This is a genomic window from Kluyvera sp. Awk 3 (assembly GCF_028069715.1).
GTDB classification, from domain to species: Bacteria; Pseudomonadota; Gammaproteobacteria; order Enterobacterales; family Enterobacteriaceae; genus Kluyvera; species Kluyvera georgiana_A.
The window spans coordinates 1-14716 of the sequence record NZ_JANEWH010000008.1 but is presented as its reverse complement, the minus strand read 5'-3'; the positions used below and the strand labels follow the sequence as shown (position 1 = coordinate 14716).

At 56.0% G+C, this 14716-nt stretch carries 14 protein-coding genes; 6 read left to right on the top strand and 8 right to left on the bottom strand.

Going from position 1 to position 14716, the window contains the following annotated elements:
* Window positions 1-2: 2 nt before the first annotated feature.
* Window positions 3-1430, bottom strand: coding sequence for a MocR-like transcription factor YczR (gene yczR / locus NNN71_RS03335; RefSeq protein WP_271457897.1), 1428 nt, complete (start codon window positions 1428-1430; stop codon window positions 3-5).
* A gap of 87 nt (window positions 1431-1517) precedes the next feature.
* On the opposite strand from yczR, the gene yczE reads away from it, so the two are divergent.
* On the top strand, window positions 1518-2132 hold the full coding sequence (yczE, locus tag NNN71_RS03330; RefSeq protein ID WP_271447097.1) for a membrane protein YczE: 615 nt from the start codon (window positions 1518-1520) through the stop codon (window positions 2130-2132).
* 11 nt (window positions 2133-2143) lie between these two features.
* Here the strand turns inward: yczE and NNN71_RS03325 are convergent, their stop codons facing one another.
* The gene (locus tag NNN71_RS03325; protein ID WP_271457896.1) at window positions 2144-2983 is read right to left on the bottom strand and encodes a nickel/cobalt efflux protein RcnA; all 840 of its coding nucleotides are present in this window, start codon (window positions 2981-2983) and stop codon (window positions 2144-2146) included.
* 135 nt (window positions 2984-3118) lie between these two features.
* Between NNN71_RS03325 and NNN71_RS03320 the strand changes: the two genes are divergently transcribed.
* Entirely contained in the window at window positions 3119-3391 is a 273-nt protein-coding gene (locus NNN71_RS03320; protein ID WP_065356860.1) for a metal/formaldehyde-sensitive transcriptional repressor, read from the top strand.
* On the opposite strand, the gene NNN71_RS03315 is transcribed toward NNN71_RS03320, so the two are convergent.
* The 6 genes from NNN71_RS03315 to NNN71_RS03290 all read right to left on the bottom strand — a co-directional run bounded on the left by NNN71_RS03315 (window position 3372) and on the right by NNN71_RS03290 (window position 9691).
* Entirely contained in the window at window positions 3372-4949 is a 1578-nt protein-coding gene (locus NNN71_RS03315; RefSeq protein ID WP_163445941.1) for an EAL domain-containing protein, read from the bottom strand. The genes NNN71_RS03320 and NNN71_RS03315 overlap by 20 nt on opposite strands.
* Before the next feature lie 94 nt (window positions 4950-5043).
* Window positions 5044-5703, bottom strand: a complete 660-nt coding sequence (locus NNN71_RS03310) for a methionine ABC transporter permease (RefSeq protein WP_167577333.1) — start codon at window positions 5701-5703, stop codon at window positions 5044-5046.
* Window positions 5700-6491 carry a methionine ABC transporter ATP-binding protein gene (locus tag NNN71_RS03305; protein ID WP_074416812.1) on the bottom strand — a complete coding sequence of 264 codons (792 nt, stop codon included), beginning with the start codon at window positions 6489-6491 and terminating at the stop codon, window positions 5700-5702. The genes NNN71_RS03310 and NNN71_RS03305 overlap by 4 nt, the downstream gene beginning before the upstream one ends.
* Window positions 6488-7294, bottom strand: coding sequence for a MetQ/NlpA family ABC transporter substrate-binding protein (locus NNN71_RS03300; protein ID WP_167576476.1), 807 nt, complete (start codon window positions 7292-7294; stop codon window positions 6488-6490). The genes NNN71_RS03305 and NNN71_RS03300 overlap by 4 nt, the downstream gene beginning before the upstream one ends.
* A gap of 25 nt (window positions 7295-7319) precedes the next feature.
* Window positions 7320-8351 carry an isopenicillin N synthase family dioxygenase gene (locus tag NNN71_RS03295; RefSeq protein ID WP_271457877.1) on the bottom strand — a complete coding sequence of 344 codons (1032 nt, stop codon included), beginning with the start codon at window positions 8349-8351 and terminating at the stop codon, window positions 7320-7322.
* Window positions 8352-8581: 230 nt separating this feature from the next.
* The gene (locus NNN71_RS03290) at window positions 8582-9691 is read right to left on the bottom strand and encodes an ABC transporter ATP-binding protein (protein ID WP_064547968.1); all 1110 of its coding nucleotides are present in this window, start codon (window positions 9689-9691) and stop codon (window positions 8582-8584) included.
* Between the two features lie 346 nt (window positions 9692-10037).
* On the opposite strand from NNN71_RS03290, the gene NNN71_RS03285 reads away from it, so the two are divergent.
* The 4 genes from NNN71_RS03285 to NNN71_RS03270 are packed head-to-tail and all read left to right on the top strand — an operon-like array spanning window position 10038 to window position 14699.
* The gene (locus NNN71_RS03285; RefSeq protein ID WP_064547970.1) at window positions 10038-11270 is read left to right on the top strand and encodes an extracellular solute-binding protein; all 1233 of its coding nucleotides are present in this window, start codon (window positions 10038-10040) and stop codon (window positions 11268-11270) included.
* Between the two features lie 53 nt (window positions 11271-11323).
* The gene (locus tag NNN71_RS03280) at window positions 11324-12631 is read left to right on the top strand and encodes a carbohydrate ABC transporter permease (RefSeq protein WP_163445944.1); all 1308 of its coding nucleotides are present in this window, start codon (window positions 11324-11326) and stop codon (window positions 12629-12631) included.
* A 9-nt stretch (window positions 12632-12640) separates the two neighbouring features.
* Window positions 12641-13492 carry a sugar ABC transporter permease gene (locus NNN71_RS03275; RefSeq protein ID WP_035891868.1) on the top strand — a complete coding sequence of 284 codons (852 nt, stop codon included), beginning with the start codon at window positions 12641-12643 and terminating at the stop codon, window positions 13490-13492.
* A 4-nt stretch (window positions 13493-13496) separates the two neighbouring features.
* Window positions 13497-14699: a glycoside hydrolase family 53 protein gene (locus tag NNN71_RS03270; protein ID WP_271457876.1), complete on the top strand. Its 1203-nt coding sequence runs from the start codon at window positions 13497-13499 to the stop codon at window positions 14697-14699.
* Window positions 14700-14716 lie beyond the last annotated feature (17 nt).

Genomic DNA, 14716 nt, shown 5'->3' with positions numbered 1-14716 from the left:
GGTTAGATTATTTTTCGCATCTTATTTCCCCCGGACTGGCCTGCTAACGTTGCCCATATTGGCTGCAACGTAGTGAACGCGCGACGCAGCTTTTCATCATCCAGGGTGAAGGGAAGACGTAAATTTCGCTCGCCGCTTCCGGCCAGACCAAAACGCGTCCCCACGCCAATATGAATTCCGCTGCCTTCCGCGCGCGCGGCAAAACGTGTCGCCATCATTTCCGGTAGTTCAACCCAAAACGACAGTCCGCCCTCCGGCATCCTGAATTTCCACTGTGGGAAATACTCCTGCATCAGCGAGGCACACATGTCGCGACGGGCTTTCAGCTGATGACGTCTTGCGGGCAGCAGAGTACTTTCGTTTTCCAGTAACCAGCAGGTGGCCAGCTGTTCCAGCAGCGGCGAACCTAAATCCAGGGTATCCCGGGTTTGAACCAACGCGGCAATGGTTTGTGACGATGCGCGGATCCAGCCCAGTCGTAATCCGCCCCAAAAGCTTTTGCCGGTTGAACCCACGCTAATAATCGGCGCCTCGCGGTTAAAGGCCGCCAGTGGAGGCGGCGGCGGCGCGTTGTACCATAAATCGACCATGGTTTCGTCCACGACCAGCGTCGTGCAGGTGCGGGCTGCCAGATCGGCGACGGTCTGCCGCGTGGCGCGATCCATGCATTGCCCGGTGGGATTTTGAAAATCGGGCATCAGATACGCCAGGCGCGGGGCCGTCTGGGCAATGATCGCCGCCAGCCCATCGGTATCCCATCCCCGGTCCGGCAGCGGCAGAGCCACCGGACGGCAGGAAGCTCCCTCAATGGCGGAAATCGCCAGCGGATAGGTGGGTGTTTCCACCACCACCCGATCGCCCGGCCCGGTCAGATAGCGCAGAATCAGCGCCAGCCCGCTGACCGCCCCGTTCACCAGCATAATTTCATCGGCATGAGTAGCCAGACCACGAGCGGTGTAGCGTTGGGCAATCGCCTCGCGTAACGCGGGCAGGCCATGCTGATCGTAGCCTGTCGTAGCAAGGTACTCCGGCAGCATCGATAGCGCATGGCTATAGGCCTGGTGAATTTCTGCCCCCGCCGCCAGCGCGGCGGTAGAGAGATTCAGCGTTTGGGCGGTATTTAAGCGTGGCGTGGACGGGCGGTTTTCACCAGCCAGTCTCACCGTCGAGCCACTGCCCTGACGGCTCTGTACGTAACCCTCATCACGCAACTGCGCCAGCGCGCTGGCAATGGTCGTACGGCTAACGCCAAGCGCGCTGGCAAATTCGCGCTCGCCAGGCAGGCGGGTATCCAGCGGCAGTCGGCCATCAAGAATCAGCAACCGCAGCGCATCGGTAAGCTGGCGCCAGAGCGGCGTGGAAGAGGGGCTTTCCTGCCACTGACCGAGCAGGCGAACTAATGATTGGGTGGCGGAACGTCGACGCATCAGAGCAGTCCACTTTTTAAAAACTGGTCATTAATCATAATGCCATTTTTGTCGATGATGAAAGCATCAATACGACAGGCAGAGGTATTTATGTTACGCCGACTGATTCAGCTTTATATCGGATTAATACTTTACGGCGTCTCGACTGCCGTTTACGTGCGAGCCAACCTGGGAGCCGACCCATGGAACGTTTTTCACCTCGGGGTTGCCGGACTGGCATCGATGGATATTGGCATGGTGATGATCCTCACCGGTGTGGCGGTACTGTTGCTGTGGATCCCGCTGCGTCAGCGTCCGGGGCTTGGCACCATCAGTAACGTGATTGTGCTCGGGCTGGCGGCAGACGCGACGCTGTCGCTGATGCCGCCGCTGGAATCACTCTGGTTACGTGCCGTGCTGTTGCTGCTGGCGGTCCTGCTGAATGCGCTGGCCACCGGGATGTACATCGGCGCAGGGTTTGGCGCAGGTCCGCGCGATGGGCTGATGACCGGTATTCACGCCCGGACCGGCTGGCCGATCCGGCGGATTCGTACCACTATCGAAATCTCGGTGCTGTTGATTGGCATCGTGCTGGGCGGCGCGTTTGGCATCGGGACCGTACTGTACGCGTTGGCGATTGGCCCGTTGATCCAGATTTGCCTGCCGTGGTTCCAGCTACCCCGCGCAGCGCCGCCTGCGCCGATGAAGGCCGAGCCGCTCTCCTGAACAAAACGGCATCACGCCAGCGCGCTGATGCCGTGTCCCATCATGTAGATCCCCACCACAATAATCAGTGCGCCGGAAAACCACGGCGCTTTACGCGACAGTTCGCCAAACCCGCTCCAGCGTTTGCTGACGTGCTTGAGGCCGATGGCGGCAATCGCGCCGGAAGCCACCAGCGTCAGCGCGAGCCCGACGCTGAAGCTCAATACCAGCGTGGCGCCCAGCGCAACGTGCTTGAGTTGCAGACAGATCAGCAGAATGGTGATTGACGCCGGGCAGGGGATTAGCCCGCCGGTCAGGCCAAACATCACGATTTGCCCGGTGGTGACGTCCTGTCCTTTAAAGCGACGATTGATCTCTTCGGCATGCGCGCGCTGATGCGCATCCTGCCAGTCGGCATCGACCAGATTTGCGTGAGGGTGATGAGGGGCATGATGATCATGATCGTGGTGGTGGTGAGCGTGGTCATGATGGTGATGTTCATGGTCATGATGGTGATGATCGTGCGCGCCGTGCGACTCACGCCAGGTGCGCCACAGCATCCACAACGCGATGGCAATAATGATTATCCCGGAAAGCAGCTGAAACCATGGCTCGGCGGTTTGCGCGTCCCAGCCGCGGCCAAACCACATGCCTGCCATTGCGATGATCCACACGACCACCGTGTGCGACAGCGTCGCCGCCAGCCCTAATAGAATCGCCTGTTTCAGCGTCCCTCGAATGGCAACGATAAAGGCCGCCATCATCGTTTTTGAATGCCCCGGCTCCAGTCCATGCAGCGCGCCAAGCAGAATTGCGCCGGGGATAAAGAACCAGGCATTGCCTTGTTGTAAGAGTGTGGTGAAGTCGGTCATCGTCGGCAGGATCCTTGCAAAAAAGTGCATGCACTATACTCCCACCCAGTAGTTATATACTACCCCCAAGTATAAAAATGCCCAGTGAAGAGCGCCCGTGGTATGCTTGCGCAGGAGTTAAGAAAGGATCCCGCTATGTCACATACCGTTCGCCACAAGAAGATGTTATTGACGCGCCTGAAGAAAATTCAGGGGCAGAGCGCCGCGCTGGAAAAAATGCTCAACCGCGACCATGAATGTGCCGAAGTGCTACAGCAACTGGCGGCGATTCGTGGGGCGGTAAACGGCATGATGATGCAGGTGATTCAGGGCCATCTCACCGATCACGTGGTGAAAGAGCCCGAAGAGACGCAGCGTGAGGCCGATCTCGATGTGGTGATGCAGGTGATTAAGTCTTATCTGAAGTAGCGTGCGTCCTGAGGTTGTTCTCCGCCCAGAGAATAAAGGCCTCTTTCGGTAAGGCTTTGCTATAGAGCCAGCCTTGTCCGAACTGGACGCCATGCTCGTGCAGCCATGCCTCCTGGCAGGTGGTTTCAATGCCTTCCGCCACGATATTCAGCTGTAGCGTTTTCGCCATCTCGATGATGTAGGGCGTCACCTGTGCGTACTCCAGCGCGTCAACGAAGGATTTGTCCAGCTTTAAGGTATCGACTTCCAGATCCTGGAGATAGCGCAGGCTGGAATAACCGGTACCAAAGTCATCGATATAGATTGCGTGTCCCGCCTCGCGGTAGGCGTTAAGCGCCGGCAGCGTGGTTTTCGGGTCGGCAAAGCCGCGTTCGGTCAACTCCAGCGCTACCTGCTGCGGCTGCACCTGCCAGATTCGCAGTTGCTGGTGTAGCAGAGTTTGCAGCACCACCGATTGAAAATCAGCGACTGAGAGATTAATCGACACGTGCAGTTCAGGATGCAGACTTAGCCATTTACCCAGATCGTGGAAGACCGTTTTGACGACGCTTTCGGTCAGCGCGGTAATGAGCCCGCATTGTTCTGCAAGTGGAATAAAGATCTCCGGCGAGAGATAAGTGCCGTCCGGTTGTTTCCAGCGTGCGAGCGCTTCACAGCCCACCACTTTACCGTCGCTTAGCGACACAATCGGCTGATAGTAAACGGAAATATCAGCGTTGTTTAACGCATCCTGCATTCGTTGTTTTGGTGATTGCAGACGTTTTAGCACCCGCAGAATCAGCCAGCAGGCAAGCAGGCTGATGACCATGCCCGCCGGTACCCAAATCATCAGCTGATGCCGTAAACGCGTCGACAGCGGGAGGGTGGACGACCAGGTCATGATCGTGACCTGTATATCAGGGAACTGACGCACGGTGTAGACCACGTTGTTGCTGGTCAGCGATGACAGATGCTCCTGCTTGATACGTTGCCATGCCTGTTGGTCGAGCGGCGCGCTGCTGGCGAGGACGCGGTTGTTATGGGTGCTGATCAGCGCGACCTGGGTGGTTGAGTTGGTAAACGGAATGACGTCAATAAACGAGATCGGGTCGATAATCACCATATGGTGTTCGGAGGCGAAAGCCGCCATATAACGCTGAATACCCAGATCGTTTCTCTCGGTGTACCAGGCGCGATAGCCCGCGGGGATAATGCGGTCCGGCGGTGGGAAGGTAAAGCCGTTGCCGTTACTTTCCAGCGATGAACATTGGACGGTATTTCCATCGAGATACAGCACTTCCTGGATATAGCGCCAGGAGTAGGAGAGACGGCGCATGGCCTGCAGGTGTTCCGGGTCACACCCGGACACCTGGAGTGAATCCATCTCCCGCAGCGCGCCTTTTGCCTGCTCCATAACCTGTTCGGTGCGAATAAAGACCCGGGAGGCGTAGGTCTCCTGCTCATCGATAAACTGATTGTGCGCTTCACGTTGGGCGAGCCAGACACTCAGCAGTATCGGCAAAAAAATGGCCAAAATAAGCACGCCGGTTATCAGACCGACCAGATGTCGAGTTGTCACTGCCAGTCCTTATCCTGGGCTAAGTACGACAAGTATACCTGACAATCCAGACGGTTATTACGCGAAATCGCTCGTTTGTTCAAATGACAGCAGGCTAGCGGCGATGCGCCAGCGAACGTACCAGCCTGTCGCCGCCCATCTGTACCGCCTGCACCATCAGTACCAGAATTAACACGGTGCCGACCATAATTTGATCGTTAAACCGCTGATAACCGTAGCGAATGGCTAAGTCACCGAGCCCGCCGCCGCCGATAACGCCGGCCATTGAGGAAAAGCCAATCAGCATCACGATGGTTAGCGTGGTGGCGGCCAGCAACGCGGGCAGCGCTTCGGGGAGTAGCGCTTTGGCGATGACGTGCCAGACGCTCCCGCCCATCGACAACACCGCTTCAATTCGCCCGTAGTCCACTTCATCCAGCGCGTTTTCCGTCAGGCGCGCGAAAAAGGGGAATGCGCCGATGGTAATGGGCACAATCGCCGCGGTGCTGCCAAGCGTGGTGCCCACCAGCAGACGGGTAAAGGGTATCAGCGCAATCAGCAGCACAATAAACGGCAGCGAGCGACCGGTATTGATGACTGCGCCCAGCACTGCGTTAAGGCGCGGCATCGGCACTAATCCCTGACGGCGTGAGATGAACAGTAATACCCCCAGCGGCAGGCCAATCAGCACGGTAAACAGCGCTGCCAGACCCACCATGTACAGCGTCTCCAGCGTGCCGTTGACCAGCAGCGGCCATAAATCTTCCCAGCTCATGCGACTATGCATAATTGTCTCCTGTCGAGGCCATGACGCGCCAGGAAGCGGCGTTCTTCGTCGCCATCCCCCAGCAAAATATCGCGCAGGCGCGACCAGGGAGAGGCCAGCAGATCGGCGATTTTACCGCTCTCCTGGAGTTCGCCGCCTTCCAGCAGCGCCACGTGATCGCAGAGATTTTTCACCACTTCCAACTGGTGGGTAATCAGGACAATCGTCAGCCCAAGCTGGCGGTTAATGGTTTCCAGTAGCGCCAGCACGCTGGCAGTGGTCTCGGCGTCGAGCGCGCTGGTCGCTTCATCGCACAGCAGCACGTCGGGTTCCGCCGCCAGCGCGCGGGCAATGCCTACGCGCTGTTTTTGGCCTCCGGAAAGCTGGGAGGGGAAGGCGTCAGCTTTGTCGCTAAGCCCCACCAGCGCCAGCAGTTCGGCGACGCGTTGTTGCCGCTGCGCTTTCGCGATACCGGCAATTTCCAGCGGCACCGCGACGTTGTCGGCGACGCTGCGGGCGTGTAAAAGGTTGAAGTGCTGAAAAATCATGCCGGTGCGCAGACGATGGGCGCGCAGCTGCGCCTTATCGTACTGCGCAATATCTTCTCCGTTGAACAGGACGCGGCCCGCGCTGGGCCGCTCCAGTAAATTCAGGCAACGAATCAGGGTACTTTTACCTGCGCCGCTGCGCCCGAGTATCCCGTAAATCGCCCCTTTCGGAACGCTAAACGACACGTTGTTGAGTGCCGGTTGGCCGCCTCCGGCATACTGCTTGCTCAGCCCTTCAATAACGATCATGACTGTGGCGCGCTAACCGGGATCACTGAGCCGTTATAGTGCTGGCGAATAAATTCCGCCACCTGCGGCGAGGTCAGATCTTTAGCCAGCTCTTTGATGCGCGGATCGTTAGCCAACTGCGGGTTGGTGACCAGAATATTGGCATACGGGTTATGTTCGGCGCTCTCCAGCCCCAGCGCGTCTTTCGCCGGCGTCAGCCCAGCTTCCAGCGCGTAGTTACCGTTGATCACCGCCAGATCGACGTCATCCAGCGAGCGCGGGATCTGCGGCGATTCCACTTCCAGAATCTTCAGCTTATGCGGGTTCTCAACGATATCTTTTGGCGTTGCCAGCGTGGTGGCCGGGTCGGTAAATTTGGCCGCGAGCTTAATCAGTCCTTTGCTTTGCAGCAGGAACAGCGCGCGGCTCAGGTTGGTGGTGTTGTTCGGTACCGCCACGGTGGCGCCTTCCGGCAGCGACTGCAGATCTTTGTGCTTGTGCGAATAGATGCCCAACGGCTCAATGTGCACCGTCGCGGCGACGGCGAAGGTTTTACCCAACGCTTTTTCCTGATCTTTCAGATACGGCACGTGCTGGAAGTAGTTGGCGTCGACGTCGCCATTGGCCAGCAGTTCGTTGGCGTTAACGCCGCTGGTCAGCTCGACGATTTTCAGATCCAGCTTCGGATCCTGTTTCTTAATAAAGTTAAGGATTTCTGCATGTGGAACCGGGTCAGCAGCGATACGCAGCGGCTCGGCAGATGCGCTCCAGGCCAGAGAAAGAGACAGTGCAACCCCTGCCAGTTTGAATGCGGCATGTTTCATGGTGTGTTTCCTTATTGTTTTGGTGTCAGGCAATCAGTTGTTCGCTGCGGGCGCGCAGCACGTCACGGTAATAGCGTTCTGCCACGTCCGGGTGGGATCGCAGGCGGCCTTTCAGATAGTTCCAGCCCACATCGCGTAGCAGTGGATTCTGCGGATCGCTTTGTGGCCCGTTGGCTTCCCGCGCCAGCGTTTCAGGCAGCGAGTAAACCGGCACCACGGCGTCCAACTGAGCGCCGAGGAAGAAGGCGATAGACAGGCGCTGCTGATTGGCTGGCGGCGTCACCACGCGATGGACGGTAGCGCGCAGATAGCCATTGGTCGCCAGCTCCAGCAGTTCGCCAATGTTCACCACAAAGCTGCCGGGCAGCGGGACCGCATCGATCCACTGACCGTCGCTGACCTCCACCTGTAGACCTTTCTGGTCATCTTGCAGCAGGAAGCTCAGGAAGCCGGAATCTTTGTGCGCGCCAACACCCTGGGTGCTGTTCTGCGTCTCCTGCTGGCCCGGATAGCGAATCAGCTTGATATGTTCGTTCGGCTTTTCGCCGTACAGGGTATCGAAGGCTTCCGGCGGCAACTGGAGCGACTCGGCAAAGGCGCGCAGTAGCGTCATGGCCATCTCGGTCATCGCGCGTTGCCATTGCAGTAGAACCGGGCGCAACGTCGGCAGCGCTTCGGGCCACAGATTTGGCCCCTGTAATTGCAGCCAACGCGGATCGTGGTCCCGTAGGGTAATCGCCTGGCGTTCCGCGCCGATATCAAACTGTTCTCGCCAGTCTGGTTGCCCGCGGGTGAGCTCGGCGGCGCTGCGGTTGTAGCCACGAAAATGCGGGGAGTGAATCATCGCCACCTGCTGTTTTTGTTCGTCGGACAGGGCGAAAAAGCGGCGGGATTCAGACTGTAACGACTGCTGTAGGGCGTCGTTGATGCCGTGATCGGTCAGATAAAAAAAGCCAACGTCGCGGGCTGCGTGGCGAAGCTCTTGCAGAAATTCAGCGCGCTCAGATGGCTGATGATAGCGGGCCAGGCTGAGGATTGGCAGGGTGGTCAGACTCATGGTGCTCTCCATTTTGCAGATGAATGCCGTGGTATTCAGGTGGTGCGAATGCGGGATGACAACAACAGCGCTGCATGGGATATCTCCTTTGGGTTAATGGAGACAGACTGCCTGATGGCGGAGGAGGCGACCAATAACGTTATTTTCTAATTTAGAACCGCGGGAGGGTCTGAGCTTTTGCGAAATTTTGCTAAAGCGCACGGCACAAGGCCGTGCGCGCGAGAAGGGGATTAATGCTGATTCGGCGCGGCAATATCTGCGCTGATGCGCAGGCCATCTTCGTCAAAGATCATGCAGTGCTGGTTATCGAAGGCGAGGTCAATTTGCTGCCATGGGCGGAAATGAACGTCCCCCGGCAGCAGAATTTTCACGTTATCGTGGCCGTAGCACTGACCGAACAGATAGGTATTGTTGCCAAGACGCTCGACCACTTCACAGTTAAAGGCCAGTACCGTCCCGCTTGTGGTGTTGGTTGAGAGATGCTCCGGGCGAATGCCCAGCGTGACGGTGGCGCCCGGCGTGAGTGGGGTGGTCTCTATAGCCAGCGTCAGCGTGTGCTGCTGGGCGAGTTTCACGGTCAGCGAGCCTGGCTGCCAGTCGGCAACGGTAGCGGGCAGGAAGTTCATCTTCGGTGAGCCGATGAACCCGGCGACGAACTTATTGATCGGATTGTAGTAAAGATCCATCGGTGAACCCATCTGCTCAACCTTACCGTAGTTCATCACCACGATTTTATCGGCCAGCGTCATTGCTTCGACCTGATCGTGGGTGACATACACCATGGTGGTTTTCAGCTCCTGGTGCAGGCGCGCAATATGCAGACGCATATCCACGCGCAGTTCGGCGTCGAGGTTTGACAGCGGCTCATCGAACATAAAAACGCGAGGGTTACGTACGATGGCACGCCCAATGGCCACACGCTGACGCTGGCCGCCGGAAAGTTGCTTTGGTTTACGATCTAGCAGGTGAGAAAGTTGTAGCGTTTTGGCGACCATTTCGACCTGACGACGAATATCGTCTTTCGGCACTTTGTTCACCTTCAGGCCGTAGCCCATGTTCTCGGCGACGGTCATGTGTGGGTAGAGGGCGTAAGACTGGAATACCATCGCCACACCGCGGTGCGACGGCGCGACATCGTTCATGACTTCGTCGCCGATCAGTACTTCGCCGTCGCTGACCTCTTCCAGCCCGGCAATCATCCGCAGCAACGTTGACTTGCCGCAGCCGGATGGGCCGACAAACACGGCAAATTCGCCGTCTTCAATATCGAGATTGACATTATGCAGCGTGACGGTGCTGCCAAAGCGTTTTGTGACGTTCCTCAGTCGGATATTAGACATCGACGTTCCCCGAAGTTGTTAACCTTTGCCTGCCGTTGGAGGAGGGCCGCTGAATGTCATTTGTGTATTACGTATTACAATTCAGTCAGGCGATGCTCAACAGCGTAAAAATCTTGGAAAGACTATAACTTCCGCTAATTACGTGCCCTATATCGATGTTTCATTTCTGCAATCACGATCACACAACTCGCAGTTATCAGTGGTTTTATCATTACTCAAAGCGTAGCGTATAACAAAGTAAAGGCGGCCGAGTAACTCGGTGCTAAACAAGCATTATACGTATCACAGCGTTCTGTACCCTGTAGTCAAAAACGATAAATTGTTACACCTTCACATGAGGTTGATAATGAAAAAGAACACTATTGCCGCACTTGTCCTTACCACTCTGGCCGCGGGGCAGTTGATTAGCCTGCAGGCTCACGCGGCTACGCAGCTTAACGTCTGGGAAGACATAAAGAAATCCGCCGGAATTAAGGATGCTATCGCTGATTTCGAAAAACAGTATGACGTTAAGGTCAACGTGCAGGAGATGCCCTACGCGCAGCAGCTGGAAAAACTGCGCCTTGATGGCCCGGCAGGGATTGGCCCTGATGTTCTGGTTATTCCAAACGATCAGCTCGGTGGCGCGGTGGTTCAGGGGCTGCTGTCGCCGCTGAAGCTTGACCAGAAGCAAATTGATGAGTTTACCCCTGCATCGATTAACGCTTTTCGTATGGACAACGCTCTGTATGGTGTGCCGAAAGCGGTCGAAACGCTGGTGCTGATTTACAACAAAGATTTAATCGATAAGCCGCTGGCCAGCCTTCCGGAATGGTATGACTATTCGAAAACCCAGCGTGCGCAGAACAAATACGGGCTGCTCGCCAAGTTCGACCAGATTTACTACAGCTGGGGCGCGATTGGCCCGATGGGCGGCTATATCTTTGGCGATAACGGCAAAGGCGGCTACAACGCTGAGGATGTCGGTCTGAACAAGCCTGGCGCCGTGGAAGCGGTAACTTACCTGAAAAAATTCTATGCCGACGGCGTCTTCCCGGCGGGGATTATTGGCGACAACGGTCTGAACGCCATTGATTCGCTGTTCACTGAGAAGAAAGCGGCGGCGGTTATCAATGGACCGTGGGCTTTCCAGCCGTATGAAGCCGCCGGCATCAACTACGGTGTGGCACCGCTACCAAATCTGCCGGACGGTAAACCGATGAGCTCCTTCCTTGGCGTGAAGGGCTACGTGGTGTCGACATGGAGTAAAGATAAGGAGATGGCGCAGAAGTTCATCGCGTTTATTAACCAGCCGCAGTATGTGAAAACGCGCTATATCGCGACGCGTGAGATCCCACCGCAGAAGGCGATGATTGACGATCCGATTATCAAGAACGATGAGAAAGCCAGCGCCGTTGCGGTGCAAGCGGCGCGCGCGACGGCAATGCCGGGTATTCCGGAAATGGGCGAAGTGTGGGGGCCGGCCAACGCGGCGCTCGAGCTGAGCCTCACCGGTAAGCAAGAGCCGAAAGCGGCGCTCGATAACGCCGAAAAACAGGTCAAGATGCAGATCGAAGCCATGCAGGCGAGTAACCAGTAAGCGCTGACGTCACGGACGGGAGGGGGACCTCCCGTTTTAAGAAGGAGCCGTGTGTGATTATCAATCCAAGCGAAAATGTAAACAGAGCGCAGGGGGCTGGTCGCCATGCGTGGTGCGGCCTGTTGTTGGCCATTGTGCCTGGCTTTGGCCAGTTCTATCACCGCCAGTGGCTAAAGGGACTTATCTTCCTGGTGCTGCTCAGCAGCTTTATGGGGGTGTTTTATGATTTCTTGCGTGAAGGGCTGTGGGGGCTATACACGTTGGGAGAAGAGGTACCGCGCGATAACTCTATTTTCCTGTTAGCGGAAGGGATTATCAGCGTCCTGATTGTCGCCTTTGGCGTTACCGTCTATTACCTCTCCTTGCGTGATGCGTGGGTCAACGGCAAGAAGCGCGATGAAGGCCAGCAGCTGAACAGCGTGCGCAAGCAGTATCAGATGCTGCTGAGCGATGGCTTTCCCTATCTCATGATCACCCCAGGGTTCATCCTGCTGGTATTCGTGGTGATTTTCCCGATCCTGTTTGGTTTTGCCATTGCCTTTACCAACTACAACCTTTACCACACGCCGCCAGCCAAGCTGGTGGACTGGGTAGGGCTTAAGAACTTCGTCAATATTTTCACGCTGTCCATCTGGCGTTCGACCTTCTTTGATGTGCTGCAGTGGACGGTGGTCTGGACGCTGCTGGCTACCACGCTGCAATGTACCGTGGGCGTGCTGCTGGCGATTCTGGTGAACCAGAAGGATCTGCGCTTTAAGCCGCTTATCCGGACTATCTTTATTCTGCCGTGGGCGGTGCCGGGCTTTGTCACCATTCTGGTGTTTGCCGGGATGTTTAACGACTCTTTCGGGGTCATTAACAACGCAATTCTGGCGTTCTTCGGTATCAGCCCGAAAGCGTGGATGACCGATCCGTTCTGGACCAAGACCGCGCTGATTATGATGCAGACCTGGCTTGGCTTCCCGTTTGTGTTTGCCATGACCACGGGGGTATTGCAGGCGATTCCTGACGATCTCTACGAAGCGGCGACGATGGACGGTGCCAGCACCACCACCAAACTGCGCACGATTACGCTGCCGCTGGTGCTGTACTCGATTGCGCCCATCATCATCACGCAATACACCTTCAACTTTAACAACTTCAACATCATCTACTTGTTTAACAACGGTGGGCCGGCGGTGGCTGGGTCGAACGCGGGCGGTACGGATATTCTGGTGTCGTGGATCTATAAGCTGACTATGTCCTCTTCCCAGTACGCCATTGCGGCAACCATTACCATCCTGCTGTCGATTTTTGTCGTCGGGCTGGCGTTGTGGCAGTTCCGCGCCACGAAATCCTTCAAAAACGACGATATGGCGTAAGGGAATAACATGGCTAAATCACAAAGTATCAAACGTGAAAAATGGGTGCGTCTCTCGCTCTCCTGGCTGGTTATCGTGCTGGTTTCCACCATCATTATTTACCCGCTGATCTGGACCATTGGCGCGTCGCTCAACGCCGGTAACAGCCTGTTGAGTACCTCCATTATTCCGGAGAATCTGTCGTTCCAGCATTACGCGGATCTGTTTAACGGCCAGGTGAACTATATGACCTGGTACTGGAACTCGATGAAAATCAGCTTCCTGACCATGGTACTGACGCTGATCAGTGTCAGCTTCACCGCCTACGCGTTCTCGCGCTTTCGCTTTAAAGGGCGGCAGAACGGGCTGATGCTGTTTTTACTGCTGCAGATGATCCCGCAGTTTTCCGCGCTGATCGCCATTTTCGTGCTCTCTCAGCTGCTGGGGCTGATTAACAGCCACTTCGCGCTGGTGCTGATCTACGTGGCGGGGATGATCCCGATGAATACCTATCTGATGAAAGGCTATCTCGACGCGATCCCCAAAGATCTTGATGAGTCCGCGCGCATGGACGGGGCGAGTAACTTCCGCATCTTTATCGAGATAATCATGCCGCTGTCGAAGCCGATTGTGGCGGTGGTGGCGCTGTTTTCCTTCACCGGCCCGCTGGGAGATTTCATTCTCTCCAGCACCATCCTGCGTACGCCGGATAAATACACGCTGCCTATCGGGTTGTACAACCTGGTGGCGCAAAAAATGGGCGCCAGTTACACCACCTACGCGGCAGGTGCCGTGCTGATTGCCGTACCGGTGGCGATTCTCTATCTGGCATTACAGAAATACTTCGTGTCCGGCCTGACCTCCGGCAGCACCAAAGGATAACCACATGAAAAGATTTGCACCCGCTTTGCTTGCTGTTTGTCTCTCCTGTAGTTTTTCCGCATCGTCGTTTGCGGCCGAGGTGCTGCAAACGAAGCCGTTTAACGCGATGCCAGCGGACTTTATTAAAGGTGCGGATATTTCGACGCTGCTGGATGCCGAGAAGCATGGTGCTCGTTTCTATAATGAACAAAACCAGCCACAGGACGCGCTGGCTATTCTCAAAGCCAACGGCGTGAACTACGTTCGTCTGCGCCTGTGGGTTGACCCAAAAGATGCCGACGGCAACGCGTATGGCGGTGGTGATAACGATCTCGCCAGTACGCTGGCGCTGGCGAAGCGAGCAAAAGCGCAGGGTATGAAGCTGCTGCTGGACTTCCACTACAGTGATTTCTGGACCGATCCAGGCAAGCAGTACAAACCAAAAGCCTGGGAAAAGATGGACTATCCGCAGCTGAAAACCGAGATTCACGACTATACCCGTGACACTATTGCCCGCTTCAAAAAAGAGGGTGTGCTGCCGGATATGGTGCAGATTGGAAACGAAATTAACGGCGGTATTCTCTGGCCGGAAGGCAAAAGCTGGGGGCAGGGCGGCGGCGAGTTCGACCGTTTAGCCGGCCTGCTGAATGCGGCGATTTCCGGGCTTAAAGAGAATCTGAAGGATGGCGAGCAGGTTAAAATTATGCTCCACCTGGCTGAAGGCACTAAAAACGACACTTTCCGCTGGTGGTTTGATGAAATCAGCAAACGCAACGTGCCGTATGACGTGATTGGCCTGTCGATGTATACCTACTGGAATGGCCCTATCAGCGCATTGAAGGCCAACATGGATGACATCAGCAAACGCTACAACAAAGATGTCATCGTGGTCGAAGCCGCCTACGGCTATACCCTGGAGAACTGCGATAACGCGGAAAACAGCTTCCAGGCGAAAGAAGAGAAAGACGGTGGTTATCCGGGCACGGTTCAGGGGCAATATAACTATATTCATGACTTGATGCAGGCCATTATTGATGTTCCCGATAATCGAGGCAAAGGCATTTTTTATTGGGAGCCAACCTGGATTGCCGTTCCGGGAAATACCTGGGCTACAAAAGCGGGCATGAAATATATCCATGATGAATGGAAAGAAGGTAATGCGCGCGAAAATCAGGCGCTATTTGACTGTAAAGGGAAAGTCTTGCCGTCGGTAAAAGTATTTAATTAATTTGAACACTCTTTTTC